The 16,027-nt window shown below is 59.7% G+C and carries 17 protein-coding genes and 2 pseudogenes; 11 read left to right on the top strand and 8 right to left on the bottom strand.

Annotated elements, in window-relative coordinates:
- Positions 1-30 precede the first annotated feature (30 nt).
- From QMO82_RS11250 to QMO82_RS11260, 3 genes are all read left to right on the top strand, one after another.
- Positions 31-288: a DUF982 domain-containing protein gene (locus QMO82_RS11250; RefSeq protein ID WP_183607414.1), complete on the top strand. Its 258-nt coding sequence runs from the start codon at positions 31-33 to the stop codon at positions 286-288.
- A gap of 123 nt (positions 289-411) precedes the next feature.
- Positions 412-582, top strand: coding sequence for a hypothetical protein (locus tag QMO82_RS11255; RefSeq protein ID WP_162039352.1), 171 nt, complete (start codon positions 412-414; stop codon positions 580-582).
- Positions 582-833, top strand: a complete 252-nt coding sequence (locus QMO82_RS11260) for a hypothetical protein (RefSeq protein WP_183607413.1) — start codon at positions 582-584, stop codon at positions 831-833. Before QMO82_RS11255 ends, QMO82_RS11260 begins: the two co-directional genes overlap by 1 nt.
- A gap of 217 nt (positions 834-1,050) precedes the next feature.
- On the opposite strand, the pseudogene QMO82_RS11265 reads toward QMO82_RS11260, so the two are convergent.
- Positions 1,051-1,527 (bottom strand): annotated as a pseudogene (locus QMO82_RS11265) (FAD-dependent monooxygenase); the annotation flags it as partial.
- Here QMO82_RS11265 and QMO82_RS11270 point away from each other — a divergent pair.
- Positions 1,526-1,954, top strand: coding sequence for a MarR family winged helix-turn-helix transcriptional regulator (locus QMO82_RS11270; RefSeq protein ID WP_246718270.1), 429 nt, complete (start codon positions 1,526-1,528; stop codon positions 1,952-1,954). The pseudogene QMO82_RS11265 and the gene QMO82_RS11270 sit on opposite strands and share 2 nt — an antisense overlap.
- Positions 1,955-2,065: 111 nt before the next feature.
- A complete protein-coding gene (locus tag QMO82_RS11275; RefSeq protein WP_183607412.1) occupies positions 2,066-2,542 on the top strand; it encodes a DUF2938 domain-containing protein in 477 nt (158 codons plus the stop codon).
- 264 nt (positions 2,543-2,806) lie between these two features.
- Here QMO82_RS11275 and QMO82_RS11280 read toward each other — a convergent pair whose 3' ends face one another.
- Genes QMO82_RS11280 through QMO82_RS11290 form a run of 3 tightly spaced genes read right to left on the bottom strand, consistent with a single transcriptional unit; the run spans position 2,807 to position 5,801 of the window.
- Positions 2,807-3,448: a ThuA domain-containing protein gene (locus tag QMO82_RS11280; RefSeq protein ID WP_183607411.1), complete on the bottom strand. Its 642-nt coding sequence runs from the start codon at positions 3,446-3,448 to the stop codon at positions 2,807-2,809.
- 18 nt (positions 3,449-3,466) lie between these two features.
- The gene (locus QMO82_RS11285; RefSeq protein ID WP_183607410.1) at positions 3,467-4,567 is read right to left on the bottom strand and encodes a Gfo/Idh/MocA family protein; all 1,101 of its coding nucleotides are present in this window, start codon (positions 4,565-4,567) and stop codon (positions 3,467-3,469) included.
- 34 nt (positions 4,568-4,601) lie between these two features.
- Entirely contained in the window at positions 4,602-5,801 is a 1,200-nt protein-coding gene (locus tag QMO82_RS11290) for an ROK family transcriptional regulator (RefSeq protein ID WP_183607409.1), read from the bottom strand.
- Positions 5,802-6,003: 202 nt separating this feature from the next.
- Between QMO82_RS11290 and QMO82_RS11295 the strand changes: the two genes are divergently transcribed.
- The 4 genes from QMO82_RS11295 to QMO82_RS11310 all read left to right on the top strand — a co-directional run bounded on the left by QMO82_RS11295 (position 6,004) and on the right by QMO82_RS11310 (position 10,266).
- Positions 6,004-7,308, top strand: coding sequence for an ABC transporter substrate-binding protein (locus QMO82_RS11295; protein WP_183607408.1), 1,305 nt, complete (start codon positions 6,004-6,006; stop codon positions 7,306-7,308).
- 82 nt (positions 7,309-7,390) lie between these two features.
- Positions 7,391-8,329, top strand: coding sequence for a carbohydrate ABC transporter permease (locus tag QMO82_RS11300; protein ID WP_183607407.1), 939 nt, complete (start codon positions 7,391-7,393; stop codon positions 8,327-8,329).
- Positions 8,322-9,170, top strand: coding sequence for a carbohydrate ABC transporter permease (locus tag QMO82_RS11305; protein WP_003539503.1), 849 nt, complete (start codon positions 8,322-8,324; stop codon positions 9,168-9,170). Before QMO82_RS11300 ends, QMO82_RS11305 begins: the two co-directional genes overlap by 8 nt.
- Positions 9,171-9,192: 22 nt before the next feature.
- Positions 9,193-10,266: an ABC transporter ATP-binding protein gene (locus QMO82_RS11310; protein ID WP_183607406.1), complete on the top strand. Its 1,074-nt coding sequence runs from the start codon at positions 9,193-9,195 to the stop codon at positions 10,264-10,266.
- Between the two features lie 16 nt (positions 10,267-10,282).
- Here the strand turns inward: QMO82_RS11310 and QMO82_RS11315 are convergent, their stop codons facing one another.
- The 4 genes and pseudogenes from QMO82_RS11315 to QMO82_RS11330 all read right to left on the bottom strand — a co-directional run bounded on the left by QMO82_RS11315 (position 10,283) and on the right by QMO82_RS11330 (position 12,962).
- Positions 10,283-11,074 (bottom strand): SDR family NAD(P)-dependent oxidoreductase, encoded by a 792-nt coding sequence (locus QMO82_RS11315; RefSeq protein ID WP_183607405.1) that lies wholly within the window; start codon positions 11,072-11,074, stop codon positions 10,283-10,285.
- A 122-nt stretch (positions 11,075-11,196) separates the two neighbouring features.
- A pseudogene (locus tag QMO82_RS11320) lies at positions 11,197-11,277 on the bottom strand (DUF1348 domain-containing protein); the annotation flags it as partial.
- Entirely contained in the window at positions 11,277-11,903 is a 627-nt protein-coding gene (locus QMO82_RS11325; protein ID WP_183607404.1) for a pyridoxamine 5'-phosphate oxidase family protein, read from the bottom strand. The pseudogene QMO82_RS11320 and the gene QMO82_RS11325, both read right to left, overlap by 1 nt.
- Positions 11,904-11,987: 84 nt before the next feature.
- Positions 11,988-12,962 (bottom strand): alpha/beta fold hydrolase, encoded by a 975-nt coding sequence (locus QMO82_RS11330; RefSeq protein WP_272782620.1) that lies wholly within the window; start codon positions 12,960-12,962, stop codon positions 11,988-11,990.
- A gap of 439 nt (positions 12,963-13,401) precedes the next feature.
- On the opposite strand from QMO82_RS11330, the gene QMO82_RS11335 reads away from it, so the two are divergent.
- Both QMO82_RS11335 and QMO82_RS11340 read left to right on the top strand, forming a co-directional pair.
- Positions 13,402-15,312 (top strand): PAS domain S-box protein, encoded by a 1,911-nt coding sequence (locus QMO82_RS11335; protein WP_183607402.1) that lies wholly within the window; start codon positions 13,402-13,404, stop codon positions 15,310-15,312.
- Positions 15,302-15,925 (top strand): response regulator transcription factor, encoded by a 624-nt coding sequence (locus QMO82_RS11340; RefSeq protein WP_183607401.1) that lies wholly within the window; start codon positions 15,302-15,304, stop codon positions 15,923-15,925. The genes QMO82_RS11335 and QMO82_RS11340 overlap by 11 nt, the downstream gene beginning before the upstream one ends.
- Positions 15,926-16,027 lie beyond the last annotated feature (102 nt).

Consider the following 16,027-nt stretch of genomic DNA (forward strand, 5'->3'; position numbering starts at 1 on the left):
GCCCACCAAAACTGGAAAAGCTGTAGCAAAGTGAGACAGACGGCAAACTTTCGACCGGTTGGCTTGGCCTCAATGGGGCTCGGCCATTATGCCGTCATTAACTCTGTATGGGATGCCGCGCGCACGCTGCTGCACGACTGGCCGGTCGACGACGGCGAAGAATATTTCGAAGCCGTAAAGTCATGCCTGGATGCGATTATCGGCGATCTCCAGCCGGATGAGGTGCGGGCATCCTTCATCAGGGCCGCACATGAAGCCGGCATCGCCGTCATCGAAGCTGCGGATTGAACGCCCCGCTCTGTTCGACGCAAGCTCCGGTTTGACCGTCCATCCCGAACAGTTGATCGTTCTATCTTGACATTTCCGGCCGGCGTTCTAAATTAGAACAAAACAGGAACATTGGAGATGGTCATGACGCATACGGAACAGGTGATCGCCAACGCCCTAGCCCTTGTCGAAGCGTCTCGTGCAGCGCGCGAGCGGGATCAGCAGCGGCGTGCCGCCTGGCAGAGAAAGGTCGAACTCAGCCGGCCGCTGCCGCCCTTGCCGCGTCCGGTTCAATTACCATTGGCGCTGAACTGATGCAGCCCGCAAAAAAACTGCAACCCGACCCGGCTTGGCCCGATCAAGCATGGCCCGATCAAGCGTGGCCCGATCAAGCATGGGAAGTCGAAGCCGTGCTGGCCTGGCATGACGACGATGCCAAGGCGACGATCCGCTCGCTGCTTGACGACTGCAAACATCTCCGCCAGCAACTGGCGCTGGCCGAATGCGCGATGAGCCGGGGGATGACACGCGGTTGGACGCCCCGATACGAGCGTGACGCCCTTTGAACCCGGCGCCCTCGGAAGCACGCAGCTCTGGATGCTGATCGGGATTTCGGGAGCCGGCAAGGATGTCAGCCACCTGCCGCCTTTGCCGCCGGACCGAGGCCGACATTGGCGAAATAGGCCTCCAGCGCCGAAGCTTCGCCGGAGGCGACGATAGCGCCGACATAACCGTCCGGGCGCACCAGCACCCAGTCGCCTGGCGTCAGGGCGTAGGCGTCGTCGTTTCTTCGCCGTACGGACCCCTGAGCCGGGCGGTGACCACAGTCTCATCCTGTTCGAAGCCGATGAGTTCGCATCCGAATTCGGGCCGATGCCCAAGTTCGAGCAGGCGCTCGCGCATCACGCCTTCGGTCAGGAACTGCGGCGCCATCAGGGCGAGATGATAGGGTTCGGCAGCCGTCGGTTCCTCATGGGGCACGACGTCGGATTCGGCAAAGCTTCCGTCGACGCGATATTCCCGCTGCCGGGGATAGACGCCGCCGAGCGCGACGATCCGGTCGAGAATGCCGAGATCTTCAAAAACCTCCTGCGTTCGCGGCTGGATCCCCTTGCCGTGGGAGCCGCGGAACGGGTCGTTCAATTTTTCGATCAGGCGAAAGGATACGCCGCGCCGCGCCAGCTCGATCGCCAGCGTCACACATATCAGCGAAAAATTGCGCGAACTGCATGGGGCTTTGATCGAGATCCTCAGCGTCATGAACCGCCCGCAGCCCGATGAGCAGATGGTCCGGGAGGCAGGAATTTCGCTTGATCGCGCGCTGTTTCCGCTGCTCGTCACGATAGAACGGCTCGGTCCCATCGGGGTGGTCGAACTCGCCGGGCGTGACTACACCACCGTCAGCCGGCAGGTCGCCAAGCTCGAAAGCCTCCATCTGGTCGAGCGCCGGGGCAATATTGCCGACCGCCGCGTGCGCGAGGCGGTCATCAGTCCGAAGGGCAAGGCAATGACCGATCGCATCGACGTCGCCCGCGAGCGGATGGGCCGCGCCATCTTCGAGGGCTGGGAGGAACATGACTTCAATGAACTCGTGCGGCTCATGCGGAAGTTTGCCGAGGATATCAGCGGCGATATCGGCAAGGGCGCGGGAGAAACTGAGGGCGAGGGCGGACCGCAGGCGGATTAGTCTCTAAATTCCTCCCTGATATGTCGGGTGAATTCGCCGAAGCCATTGCGCCGGCGTGTTTGCAATGGTTTTGTAGCGTCCTGCAATCGCAACGTTTTCCGGTGATTCCCCATGTTCGATATTCTGTGGCGCGGCCTGGTGATCGGCGCCGGCGCAACCATCCTCATGGACCTCTGGGCGATCCTGCTCACCCAGTTCGGCCAGGCGGCGCCCAACTGGGCACCTGTGGGGCGATGGTTCTGGCACCTCCGACGCGGCAAGGTCTTTCACGAGAGCATTGCGGATGCTGAGCCCTATGCCAATGAACTGGCGCTCGGCTGGATCAGCCATTACGCCGTCGGCATTCTCTATGGACTGATCTTTGCCGTCATCATGGGGCCGGCCTGGCTGGCGGACCCGACATTTCTTCCCGCCTGGATCTTCGGCATCGTCACCGTCGGGGCGGGGTGGTTCCTGCTACAGCCGGGCCTTGGGCTCGGCTGGGCCGCCTCCAAACATCCGACCCCGAACAAGGTCCGCTGCTTTAACCTGCTGGCTCATACGGTGTTTGCGCTGGGGCTTTACGGGACGGCGTTGATTATTGGGTGAGCGCGGGGTCGGCTCGCTCTGAAATTGCCGCCTGCCCCTCACCCTAACCCTCTCCCCGTAAACGGGGCGAGGGGACGTGCCCTGCGTTGGCGAGGAACGGAGAGGTCGCGGCATCCCCCTTCGCCCCGCAAGCGGGGGTCCGAAGGACGGGTCGAGACCCGTGGCTCGACCCCGGTCGGTGGCGGCAGGCGGATGAGGGGCAACCCTTGCCAGAGGGCTCCATGTCTTGGCCCCTCATGCGGCATCCGCCTCAACAGCCTAACCCTACCGCGCCGCCCAGTTGGCGCCGCGGCGGAAGATGGTCTTCATCTCCGGCACGTCGAATTCCTTGGCCTGATGGCCGAGCGAGGAATAGAAGACGCGGCCCTTGCCGTATTTGCGCTTCCAGACGACCGGCATGACGACGCCGTCGATCCAGTAGGCGTGATCGCCGGTGAATTTCGTCGTTGCCAGAACCTCGTTCGAGGGGTCGACATGCATGTAATATTGCTCTGACGTATAGGGGAAATCGGCAATCCCTTCCACGAGGGGGTCATCGGGCCGGGTGATGTTGACGGTATAGTCGATGATGTTGCCGGGGTGAGCCACCCACTGGCCGCCGATGATGAACTGGTAGTCGACGGAATCGCGGAAGGCATCGCCCGCACCGCCGTGATAGCCGGCGATACCGACGCCGCTTTCGATCGCCGTGGCGAGGTTCTTGACCTCCTCCTTCTCGATCTTCGACATCGTCATGATCGGCACGACGAGGCTGAGATCGTGGACGGAAGGGTCGGCAAGGGCCTCGGTGCCGTGTTCGAGATAGACCTTGAAACCGTCTTCCTCGAGCATGGTCTTGATGATTTCGGCGCATTCCTGCGGCTCATGCCCGCTCCAGCCGCCCCAGACGATCAGTGCTTCACGCATAGTCTTTCCTCCTGAATTTTATTTCGCCAGCCGTCCGTCGACGATGGAATCGGACAAAGGGGCAGGGCGCTCCGTTGCCGTGGTGATCGTGACCGTTCGGCCGGTTGCGGCAGCGGTGTGGAAGGCTTCCATGACTTCGAGCACATGCAGTGCCAGATCGCCATTGGCGCGGTGCCGCCGGTTGGAGCGGATCGCATGTGCCAAGTCGGCGACGCCGAGCGAGCGATAATTGCCGTCGGCATAGGGTGCCGTCACCGGCTGGTCCTCGAACGAACCGCCCTTCTTCAGATATTCCACCGGGCCGGCGAATTTGTTTGGATCGGGAACGATCAGCGTGCCCTCGGTTCCGTAGACTTCAAGCGGCACATGCTTGTGGCCGGCGACATCGAAGCTCATGGCGATCTGGACGACCGCGCCGTTGGCAAAGGCCATCATGCCGGCAACATGGGTCGGCACATGCACGGGAATGCTCTCGCCACGACGCGGCTCGCTGGTAACAAGCCGTTCCGATCGCGGCGTCGTCGCAAAGCCGGCAACTTGCGAAACCGGTCCGAGAAGATTGACGAGATCGGTGATGTAATAGGGGCCCATATCGAGCATCGGCCCACCGCCGACTTCGTAGTAGAAGGCCGGGTTCGGATGCCAGCGCTCATGCCCGGGGCACATGAAGGTCGCCGTGCCGCCGACCGGCTGGCCGATGACGCCCTGGTCGATCAAGGCGCGGGCCGTCTGGTGGCCGCCGCCGAGGAAGGTGTCGGGCGCGGCGCCGATACGCAGATTCCTCGCTTTGGCGACCTCCGCCAATTTTTTCCCTTCCGCGAAATTAATCCCCAGCGGCTTTTCCGAATAGGTGTGTTTGCCGGCTTCGAGCGCCTGCAGCGCCACTGCGACATGCGCCTTCGGGATCGTCAGATTGACGATGATTTCGACCTTGGGGTCGGCGATAAGCTCCTCGACGGATTTGACCGGAACGTTGAATTCGGCGGCCTTTGCCTCTGCCAGCTCCCGATTGAGGTCGGCGACGCCGCGGATGTCGAGAATGGGGAAGGATGCCATCGCGGTGAGATAGGCGCCCGAAATATTGCCGCATCCGATGATGCCGATACCGACTTTGTCCATGAATTCCTCCATTAAATCTTGATTGTGCCGCCCGTCAGAGCGCCGGCCCTGTCGTGCTCCAGGGCGATTCGTAGAGTTCGTATAGCGCCACCGCAGCCGCACCTTGGGCCCAGAAATCATCGCTGGAATCGTCGAAGACGAGTTCGCTCACCCCGCGCAACGACGGCGGAATCGCGAGCGCATAGGCATCACGCAGGCTGTTCAAAAACGGTTCGCCGAGCGCCAGGCTCGACCCCACAAGAATGACCCGCGGCGGCGCAAACAGCGTGACGATATTGGCGATGGTCAAGCCGACGGCTTCGCCGGCGCGGATGGCGGCGCCGATCAGCCGATCGTCATCGGCCTTGATCAGCGCCTGGGCATGGGTCATGCCGCGGCCGAGCCGGATCGCCTCGGCAAAACGCCCGTCGGCCTGCTGTTCGCCGAGGATGGCGCTTTCGCCGGCCTGGCTGAAAAGCCGGACGACGCCATTCGGTCCCATGCCGAGCACGAGATCGCCGAGATTGTGGCTGAGGCCGCCGGCGCCGCGAAACAGGCTGTTGCCGTGCAGGACGCCGAGCCCCAGCGTCTGTTCCAGCGAAATCAGCACCATATCCTCGAGATCGCGGGCTTTGCCGAACCAGTGATGGCCGAGCGTGATGGCATGGGCGTCGCTTTCGACAATGGTCGGCGTTGCCAGCCGCGCCGACATCTCGGCGGCGAAGTCGACATTGGTGTCGCGAAAGATCGGGCTGCTTCTGATATAGCCGGTGCGGTGCTCGATAACGCCGGGAAAGCCGAGGCAGACACTGTCGACATCCTCCAATGACAGCCCGGCATCGACGACGCAGCGCCTCACTCCATCCTCGACCAGATCGGCGATGACGCCGATCGGCTGCCGGTCGATGCGGATCGGCAGGGCGAGCTTCGACAGCACGTCGCCGCGGAAATTGGTGACGACGAAGACCATCCTGTTGGCAGCGATCTTGGCGCCCACCACGCGGGCCGCATCAGGATTGAGCTCCAGCATCACCCGCGGCCTGCCACGCACCGCCTCGTTGCGGATATCGCCTTCGTGACGCGGCAGGATCAATCCGTCGTCGAGCAGCGAGGCGGTGATGGCGGAAACGGTCGTGGTGGAGAGTTCGGTGCGCTCGCTGATCTCGATGCGCGAGATCGGACCATGGCGCCGGATGGTATCGAGCACGGTCAAGCGATTGATCGCGCGCATTAATTCTGGATCTGCGGTCTTCATTGGGTCTAGCCAGGCGATCGTTTCGTTGGTGCGGAACCCAAATATTTATAACGGGTTACGAAATAAATAGCGGGCAATTCGGCGGCTCTGTCAAGCGCATTTGATAAAAATAGCGGCATTGGGTTGACATTGGGTCAAAGCTCCGTTGAATTAATCCGCATAGGGGAAAAATTGTGAGGATAGCCCCCTGGGAGGAAAAATCATGAATTTTATGAAGAAGAGCGCCGCTCTCGGCGGTAGGCGTATCGTATCCATGGCCGTGGCAGCCGGGATGCTTCTGGCCGGGGCAGGTGCCGCCTCGGCGACGACGGTGGTCAAGTGGCTGCATCTCGAGCTCGACCCGAAATATGTCGCGGCCTGGGAAGACATCGTCAAGAAATACGAAGCCCAGCATCCCGACGTCGACATCCAGATGCAGTTTCTGGAAAACGAGGCCTTCAAGGCCAAGCTTCCCACGCTGCTGCAGTCCGACGACGTGCCGGATTTCTTCTTCAGCTGGGGCGGCGGCGTCCTGAAGCAGCAGTCCGAAACCGGCGCGCTCCAGGATGTGACGCCGGCGCTGGATGCCGATGGCGGCAAGTTGCGTAGCGCCTATAGCCCGGCGTCGGTCAGTGGCCTGACATTCGATGGCAAGACCTGGGCCATTCCCTACAAGGTCGGCCTGGTCAGCTTCTTCTACAACAAGGAACTGCTTGCCAAGGCCGGCGTGAAGGCCGAGGACATCAAGAACTGGGCTGACTTTCTCGCCACGGTGAAGAAGATCAAGGCTGCCGGCATCGTGCCGATCGCCGGCGGCGGCGGTGAAAAATGGCCGATCCACTTCTACTGGAGCTATCTCGTCATGCGCGAAGGCGGCCAGAAGGTCTTCGAAGCAGCAAAGACCGGCCAGGGCGAAGGTTTCCTCGATCCGGCGATCATCAAGGCCGGCGACGACCTCGCCGAACTCGGAAAGCTCGAACCGTTCCAGCCCGGCTATCTCGGCTCGACCTGGCCGCAGGCGCTCGGCGTTTTCGGTGACGGCAAGGCTGCAATCATCCTCGGCTTTGAAAATACCGAAGCCAACCAGCGCAAGAATGCCGGTGACGGCAAGGGCCTCGCACCCGACAATATCGGCCGCTTCGCCTTCCCGGCGGTCGATGGCGGCGCCGGTAAGCCGACCGATACGCTGGGCGGTCTGAACGGCTGGGCCGTCACCAAGAAGGCCTCCAAGGAAGCGATCGATTTCCTCGCTTTCCTGACGAGTGCAGACAACGAGCGGGCGATGGCCAAGGCCGGGATGCTGCTGCCGGTTGCCGTCGGCGCCGGTGACGGCGTCACCAACCCGCTGCTTGCCGAATCGGCAAAACAGCTTGCCGCCTCGACCTGGCATCAGAACTATTTCGACCAGGATCTGGGTGCTGCGGTCGGCCGCGTCGTCAACGACGTGTCGGTGGAAATCGTCTCCGGTCAGATGAAGTCCAAGGACGGCGCCCAGATGATCCAGGACGCTTTCGAGCTGGAACAATAACCAGCGCCTGCCGACCCCTCCCGGCGCTCTTGCTGAAAGCGGGCGCCGGGATTGCTGCCGACGAGATGCGAAAGCAGGAACCATGGCCAATATCTCAGTCCCATCGATAACGACGGTCGCAAGGCCGGCAAGAAAAGTCGCCAACAGCAGAAGCTCGGTCGCGCATGACCGGCTGACTGTGCTGTTGCTTTTCCTGCCGCCGGCGCTGCTGCTTTTCACGCTCTTCGTCATCATGCCGATGGGCGAGGCGGCCTGGTACAGCCTCTACAAGTGGAACGGCTACGGCACGCCGACCGAGTTCATTGCGCTGCGCAATTTCCAGGTTCTGTTCCGAAATGCGGCCTTCACGCAGGCACTGGTCAATAACGGCCTGATCATCGTCATCTCGATCTGCATCCAGGTGCCGCTCGCCATCTGGCTGGCGACCATGCTGGCGCACCGCATTCCGGGTGTCGTCGGCTACCGGCTGATTTTCTTCCTGCCCTATGTGCTGGCGGACGTTGCCGCCGGCCTGATCTGGCGCTTCGTCTATGATGGCGATTACGGCTTGTTTGCCGCCGTTTCCAACTTCTTCGGCTTCGCCAACCCTTATGTGCTCGCCGACAAGGACGTGGCAATCTATGCCGTGCTTGGCGTGATCGTCTGGAAATATTTCGGCTTCCACATGATGCTGTTCATCGCCGGCCTGCAATCTGTCGACAAAAGCGTGCTGGAGGCCGCCGAAATCGACGGCGCCACCGGCTGGCAGAAGTTCCGTTACGTCACGCTGCCGCTGCTCGGCTCGACCTTGCGTCTTTCCATCTTCTTTGCCGTCGTCGGCTCGCTGCAGCTCTTCGACATGATCATGCCGCTGACGGGCGGCGGGCCGTCCAACTCCACCCAGACGATGGTCACCTTCCTCTATACCTATGGCGTCATGCGCATGCAGGTCGGCCTCGGCAGCGCCGTCGGCGTCGTGCTCTTCATCATCTGCGTGACGCTCGCCTTCGGTTACAAAAGGATATTCATGCGCCATGACTGATATGAGCTCTTCCATCCGCATGAGCACGTCCACACGCGTCTATCTCTACGTGTCGCTGAGCCTGATTGCCGCGATCGTGCTCGTGCCGCTGCTGACGACGGCGCTCGGCGGCTTCAAGACGCTGGGCGACCTGCGCACCAATCCCTTCGGCCTGCCGACGGAGTGGCAATGGGCGAACTATACCGATATTCTTTTCGGTGAACGCTATTGGCTGCAGATCGGCAATTCGCTGGTGATCGCGTCGCTTACCGTCCTCCTGACGCTGATCGTCTCGTCGATGGCGGCTTTCGCCTTTGCCCATGTCCGGTTTTTCGGATCGTCGTTCCTGCTCAATTATTTCCTGCTCGGCCTGATGTTTCCGGCGGCGACCGCGATCCTGCCGCTCTTCATCCGGATCCGCGATCTCGGCCTGCTCGATACCTATTGGGGCGTGGTGCTGCCGCAGGTGGCTTTCGGCCTTGGCATGAGCATCCTGCTGTTTCGAAACTATTTCCGCAACCTTCCGGAGGAATTGTTTCAGGCAGCCTTCGTCGACGGCTGCGGCTATCTCCGCTTCTTCTGGCACATCTCGCTGCCGCTTTCCCGGCCAATCGTCGCCACCGTCAGCATCATTTCCTTCGTCGGCAGCTGGAACAGCTACATCCTGCCGCTGATCATGCTGAACTCGGAATCGAAATATCCCTGGCCGCTCGGCATCATGGTCTATCGCGGTGAGTATGGCACGGAGTGGCAGCTGGTGCTGGCCTTCATCACACTGACCATCCTTCCCACCATCATCGTCTTTTTCGTCGCCCAGAGACACATCATCGCCGGACTGACCGCCGGCGCCGTGAAGTCCTGAGCCGAACCGTTGGAGTGCAATCATGGCATCCGTTGAACTCACCGATATCAGCAAGACCTATGGCGCCGTCGACGTCATCCATGGCATTTCGCTTCATATTGAGGATGGCGAATTCGTCGCGCTCGTCGGCCCGTCCGGTTGCGGAAAATCGACGCTGCTCAGAATGATCGCCGGCCTCGAGGAGATCACCGATGGCGAGATCGCCATCGGCGGCAAGGTCGTCAACAGCATGACGCCGCGCGAACGCAACATCGCCATGGTCTTCCAATCCTATGCGCTCTATCCGCACATGACCGTGGCTGAAAACATGGGCTTCAATCTGAAGCTCGCCGGCGTTGCCAAACCTCAGATCGAGCTCCGCGTTGCCGAAGCGGCGCGCATGCTGGATCTCGCCCAACTCCTCGACCGCAAGCCGGCCCAGCTTTCCGGCGGCCAGCGCCAGCGCGTCGCCATGGGCCGCGCCGTCGTGCGCAATCCCGCCGTCTTCCTGTTCGACGAGCCGCTCTCCAACCTCGATGCCAAGCTGCGCGTGCAGATGCGCTCGGAAATCAAGACGCTGCACCAGAAGGTCAGGACGACCTCGATCTATGTCACCCATGACCAGATCGAGGCGATGACGCTTGCCGATCGTATCGTCGTCCTCAATCAGGGCAGGGTGGAGCAGCAGGGCACGCCGCTCGAACTCTACAAGAAACCGGCCAATCTCTTCGTCGCCGCCTTCATCGGATCGCCAGCGATGAACATGCTCGAAGGCACGGTCGACGGCGAAAATGGTGGGCCTGCTGCTCGTCTCAGCGACGGAACGGCGATCCGCATCGCGCCCGACCGCAAGGTCAAGCCCGGCCAGGCCATCACCATCGGCCTGCGCCCCGAACATCTCGTTCCCGGCATATCAGGCGGCACGCCGCTTGCCGGCCGGACGACGCTGGTGGAACCGACCGGCGCCCAGACCCATGTCGTCTTCGACCTCGCCGGCCAGCAGGTGACCGCCATCGTCGACGGCGAATATCCCGCCCGCTACGGCGCGGTGTTCGAGGCAAGCATCACCAGCGATCAGGTCCACGTCTTCGATCGCGGCACCGGTGTGGCGCTCTAGCAGGCGAGGGATCACCTCAGAGCGTGTCGATCAGTCCTCCGTCCACGCGCATGGAAGCCCCGGTCGTCGCGGATGCCAAAGGCGACGCCAGATAGGTTACGAGGTTGGCGATTTCCTCGACGCTTGCAGCTCGCTGGATGATCGAACTGCCACGATGCTTCTTGACGAAGTCCGCCGCGATCTCCTCGATCGGTTTGCCCGTCTTCCTGCGCTCTTCGGCAAGCATCGCCTCGACGCCTTCGGACAGTGTTGGGCCGGGGAGGACCGAGTTCACGGTAACGCCCGTACCAGCCATGCGCTTGGCGAGCCCGCGGGCAACCGCGATATCGGCGGTCTTGCTGACGCCGTAGTGAATCATCTCCACCGGAATGTTAAAGCCGGATTCCGACGCGATGAAGATGACCCGACCCCAGTCGACGTTCTGCATGCCCGGAAGGTAGGCACGCGAAAGCCTGACGGCCGACATGACGTTTACCTGCCAATGGCGATCCCACACCTCGTCGTTCGCCTCGAAGAAGTCGAGCGGCTGGAAGATGCCCGCATTGTTGATCAGGATATCGACATGAGGAACCTTGGCGACGAGAGCACCGCACCCTTCAGCGGTTGCGACATCGGCTGCGACGGCGGCTACGGTGCCCCCGACACCTTCGCCTTTCAGGCGGTCGGCGGCCTTTGCGGTCTTTTCTTCAGACCGTCCGTTGATCACCACGTCCGCGCCAGCCCTCGCGAGCTGGCGGGCGATCGCGTAGCCGATGCCTTCGGTAGATCCAGTAATCAGAGCGGTCTTGCCTGCGAGGTCGATCTGCATCTGCTGCTCCTTCTGAGGTTGGATCAGAGAACGTATGACCTGGCGGTCGGTCTCGCAACAGCCCGTTTCTTTATCCAATCGTGTGTCTGTTGAGGAGCGGTGGCAGCGTTCATTTGCAAGTACCAGCCATCCTCGGCAAGCCGAACCTTTTCTGTTGCAGAAGCCCCTGAAAAGGGCGGCAATGGGGGTTTTGTGGCGTCCATTATTTTCCTCCCAAGGCCTCGAGCCGAGTACGCAATTCTACATTCTCCGACTCCAATTCGGCCAAGCGTTCCCGCAACGGTGCTACCGCTTTTTCGACCTCGTGTTCGGTGTAACGCGGTGTGATATGTTGAGGGCAGTTCCAATCGAAGGCTTCCAGCCGAAGCCGGAAAATCCGTTCTGCCTTTGCTCGGTAGCCGGCGTCGAAAACAAGGTCGGTCAGTGCCGGGTCGGCATCGAGTGTCAGCTTCTCGACATGCATATATATTTTGAGGCGGGCTCGTCGCGGATAATCCACCAGAAAGAGACAGGCCCGGTCATTTGCGGCAAAGTTTCCGGTACTGATATATTGGCGGTTGCCCCTGTAGTCGGCAAAAGCCAGCGTTTTCTTGTCGACTATTTTCAGAAAGCCCTGTGGCCCTCCGCGATGCTGAACATATGGCCAGCCACTTTCCGACACAGAGGCAATGTAGAAGCTGTCCCGTGCAGAGATGAAAGCCAGTTCGCTGTCGGTGAAGCTGTCGGATTCTCGATGGTGGTCGCCTAACCAAATCTGGTCGGCAGCCATTTCAGCTTGTGCAAGCCGTACATTCGGAGTGATTGCAACTTCCAAAAAGTGGTACGGCATGGGGGATCTCCAACATCTGGAATTTAGTAACCGCTGTTCAGCGGTGCGACCTCAGCTTGGCGGAACCTTGGTCGCACCTGATGGTCACTTCTTTGCGACGTTGCGATCCAGGAAGTCGTTGATTAGCGGAGCAGCGACGTCCAGCTTTTCTTCGAGCAGGAAGTGACCTGAGTTCAGGATATGAATTTCGGCATCCGGAAGATCCGTGAGATAAGGATGAGCGCCGGCCTCAGGAAAGATATAATCGTTCTTGCCCCAGACGATGAGCGAGGGCGGTTTGCGTTCACGAAAGAAACTTTGGAACGCAGGGTAAAGCGGCACGTTGGTGCGATAATCATACAACATATCGAGCTGGATATCCTTGTTGCCTGGCCGGTCCAGAAGGGCCTGGTCGTGAACCCAGTTGTCAGGGCTGATGCGCGACACGTCTTCCATGCCATCGGTATACTGGAACTTGGTCGTTTCGAGCGTGACCAGACCGGAGAGCGCCTCACGGCTCTTCTCTGACCCATCGGACCAGTAGGTCTTGATGGGATCCCAAAATTCCTTCAGCCCTTCATCATAGGCGTTGCCGTTCTGGATGATCAGCGCACTCACCCGTTCCGGATGTTTCAGCGCCAGGCGGTATCCCACCGGTGCACCATAATCCATGACGTACATCGCGTAGCTTTTGACCGCCAAATGATCCAGCAACTGGTCGACGATATCGGCGACCCCGGCAAACGTATAGGCAAATTTGCTACGATCGGGAGATGCACTTTGTCCATAGCCCGGATAGTCCGGCGCGATGACGTGGTATCGGTCTGCAAGGAGCGGGATCAGATTGCGGAACATGTGGGAGGACGTCGGAAAACCATGGAGCAGCAGCACGACCGGAGCGTCGGCCGGACCGGCTTCTCGGTAGAAGATATCGAGGTCCTCGATTTTCGCAGTTCGGTAGTGGATGGGAACCGGAGTTTCGCGGACGCCCGTCGCGGCGTGCGCAGGAAGCGCGCTTGCCATTGTTGCCGCGGTCATGCTGGCGGTCGCCAACATCAGGCACATAATCAAACTACGCATGATAGTCTCCCCATAAGTCGAGATAAAACGAAAATTGGTTTCGAGTGAGGGCTGCTTTGGGCCGTTCAGCCTGAGTAAACGCCGTCGCGATAAACAAGGTCACCGGAGGCTGTGCTCCGGGCCAGGAAATGGCGGTGATGTAGAATTTCAATGCACGTTCGATGTGAAGGCGAGGACGGGCCTGCCGGCGTCGCCATTCATCAAGGGCCTATGTGTAGGAGTAAGCGGGTTTCTAATCGCTCTCAATTGCGATCTAGGTCACGTGCAGCTAGACGATGGCATTGCAACCATAGACCTTCGTATATCGATTTGTCCTTACGCAACGCCTGGAAATCCCGTAACTATTTCCGGCGGACGATTGGCCACCCTTCTCTATTTCCTGACATTGAGTCGGAACTTCTAGGCTCCGGCACGTCTCAAACTCTGAACGGAGAGTGCGGTGGAACGAGAGCCGGAAACCGATCCCATTATTGATCTGATCCCCGCCATGGTGTGGTCCGCAACGTCGGAAGGCATGCTCGATTTTGCCAACCAGCACTTTCTCGAGTTTATCGGAGCGCCACTTGAGGAAATCTCTGGAGTGGGATTCTATAAGCTATTTCATCCCGACGACACGTCACATCTTGCTTCGGAATGGCGTGACATCATGGCCTCGAAGCATGCCAGAGAGGTCGTGGGCAGGCTCAGGCGCGCAGATGGCCAATATCGTTGGTGCACGCTTCGGCAGAAGCCGCGGCTCGATGCCGAAGGAACTGTCTTGAGATGGTATGGTGTGGTCCTCGATATCGAAGACCGCAAACAGGCCGAAAACGCATTGAAGGAAACGAAGACTGCACTTGCGGCCAGCGAGCAGAACCTTAGCCTTATCATCAATTCGCTGCCTGTTCTCGTATGGTCAGCGCGACCGGATGGCAGCGCCGATTTTGTCAATAAAAGCTGGCTGGACTATGCAGGCCGTCCTGCTGACCAAATTCTCGACTGGGGCTTCCTGGAGCTTTATCACCCGGACGATATTCCCGGTATGGTGGACATCTGGAAGAGAGACCTTGAGCATTCCGACCACACTGTTTTGAAAGGACGCATTCGCGGAGCAGACGGAAAATACCGTTGGTTTTACTTCTCAGGGCGAAAGCTAGTCGATGCCAACGGCGTCGTTCGTTGGTTCGGTGTCAACATCGATATCGAAGACCTGCAACGTGCGGAGAATGCTCTTCGGGAAAGCGAAGCTGCGCTCAGAGAAAGTGAACACAAGCTCAGTCTTATCATCAACACGATACCCGCCATGGCGTGGTCCTGCACCTCGGACGGCCAGCTTGAATATTTTAATCGAAATTTGATCGATTATGTCGGTCTACCTTTTGAAGAGATCGTCGGCTTCGGCTTTTATCGCATGTTTCATCCTGATGATGTCGAGCCGATGCGTATGGCTTGGGACGATATCGTAGCCTCAAAAAAAAGCCGCCCGGTAGACGCCCGTATCAGACGCGCCGATGGCGAATATCGGTGGTTTAACCTTCGGCAAAGTCCCCTTCTGGATTCAGATGGAAATGTTGTGAGATGGTACGGCGTCGTCGTGGATATCGAGGATCGTAAACGGGCGGAGGAGTCCTTGCGGCAAAGCCAGAGTGACCTCGCGCATGTGACCCGGATGACGGCCACAGGTGAACTTGCCGTTTCGATTGCCCATGAAGTCAACCAGCCGCTGATGGCAATCGTCACGAATGCCGGCACATGTCTGCGCTGGCTGCAACCGGGACATACCGATATCGAACAGGCCCGGCTCGCGGCGGAGAGGATCGTCAAGGATGGTCATCGCGCCGGCGACATCATCGCGAGTATCAGAGCACTGGCTCAGAAGTCACCAGCCCGGATGGAGCAAACTGACTTGAAGGGCGCCTTGCGCGATGTGCTGGATCTTTTGAGAGGGGAACTTCGTCACCGAGAGATCGAACTCGATCTCGATCTTCCGAAATGGTCTCTGGAGGTCATTGGAGATCGAACTCAGCTGCAACAGGTAGTTCTAAACTTGGTCATGAACAGCGCCGAAGCGATGACCGCTGCTTCAAGCGAAAGACGTATCAGGATCAGATGCACCGAGGACGAGCAGCGTTTCGTGAGAGTGAGTGTCTCGGACTCGGGGCGCGGTGTGCCTCCCGAAGAGTTGGACCGAGTGTTCGAAGCATTTTACAGCACGAAGGCCGACGGTATCGGGATGGGACTTTCCATATGCCGCTCCATTATTGAAGCGCATGGCGGCCGGATTTGGGCTTCGGCGGCAGACAGTCGGGTTGGTACGGTGTTTACGTTTACATTGCCCATGGCGGAGGTCACAGCCGACTATGATCGATGATCGCAAAAGAGGCCCGCCGACCGTCATCATCATAGATGACGACGAAAGCGTCCGCGAAGCTTTGAGGGGATTGTTCCAATCCGTAGGGCTTGCCACTGAAACCCATGGCTCGGTGCCGGAGTTCCTTTCTGCTGATGATCCAGACAGGGCAGGTTGTATTGTTCTGGATATTCGTCTGCCAGGCCAGAGCGGTCTGGAGTTTCAAGAAGCTCTGGCGAAAAGCCGACATCCAAGGTCGGTGGTGCTGATCAGCGCCCATGTCGATGTCGCGATGGCGGTCCGCGCGATGAAAGCCGGAGCTATTGATGTCCTGACCAAGCCCGTGCGCGAACAGGACTTACTGGAGGCGGTAAACCGCGCTTTGGCGGATGATGAGGCTCGACGCAAAGAGGCTAACCAAACGGCTGGGTTACGCTTGAGGTATTCCAAGCTTACCGAGCGTGAGCGCCAGATCATGGCATTGGTAGTCGCCGGGAAACTGAACAAGCAGATTGCGGCTGAGGTTCAGCTCGCCGAGGCGACCGTAAAGCTTCACCGCGGCCACATGATGCGGAAAATGCGCGCATCGTCAGTGGCAGATTTGGTTAGGATCGCCGGCATTCTGGAGGACTGAAAGCAGCTATTTGGAGAAAATGGGGTTCTATCCCTTGCAAGAGCTGAGGTTCCTACATCGACAGATGTCGATTGGTGCGAACCGGACAGCCGCCGGGCCACC

Source organism: Rhizobium sp. BT04, from assembly GCF_030053135.1.
Classification (GTDB): domain Bacteria; phylum Pseudomonadota; class Alphaproteobacteria; order Rhizobiales; family Rhizobiaceae; genus Rhizobium; species Rhizobium binxianense.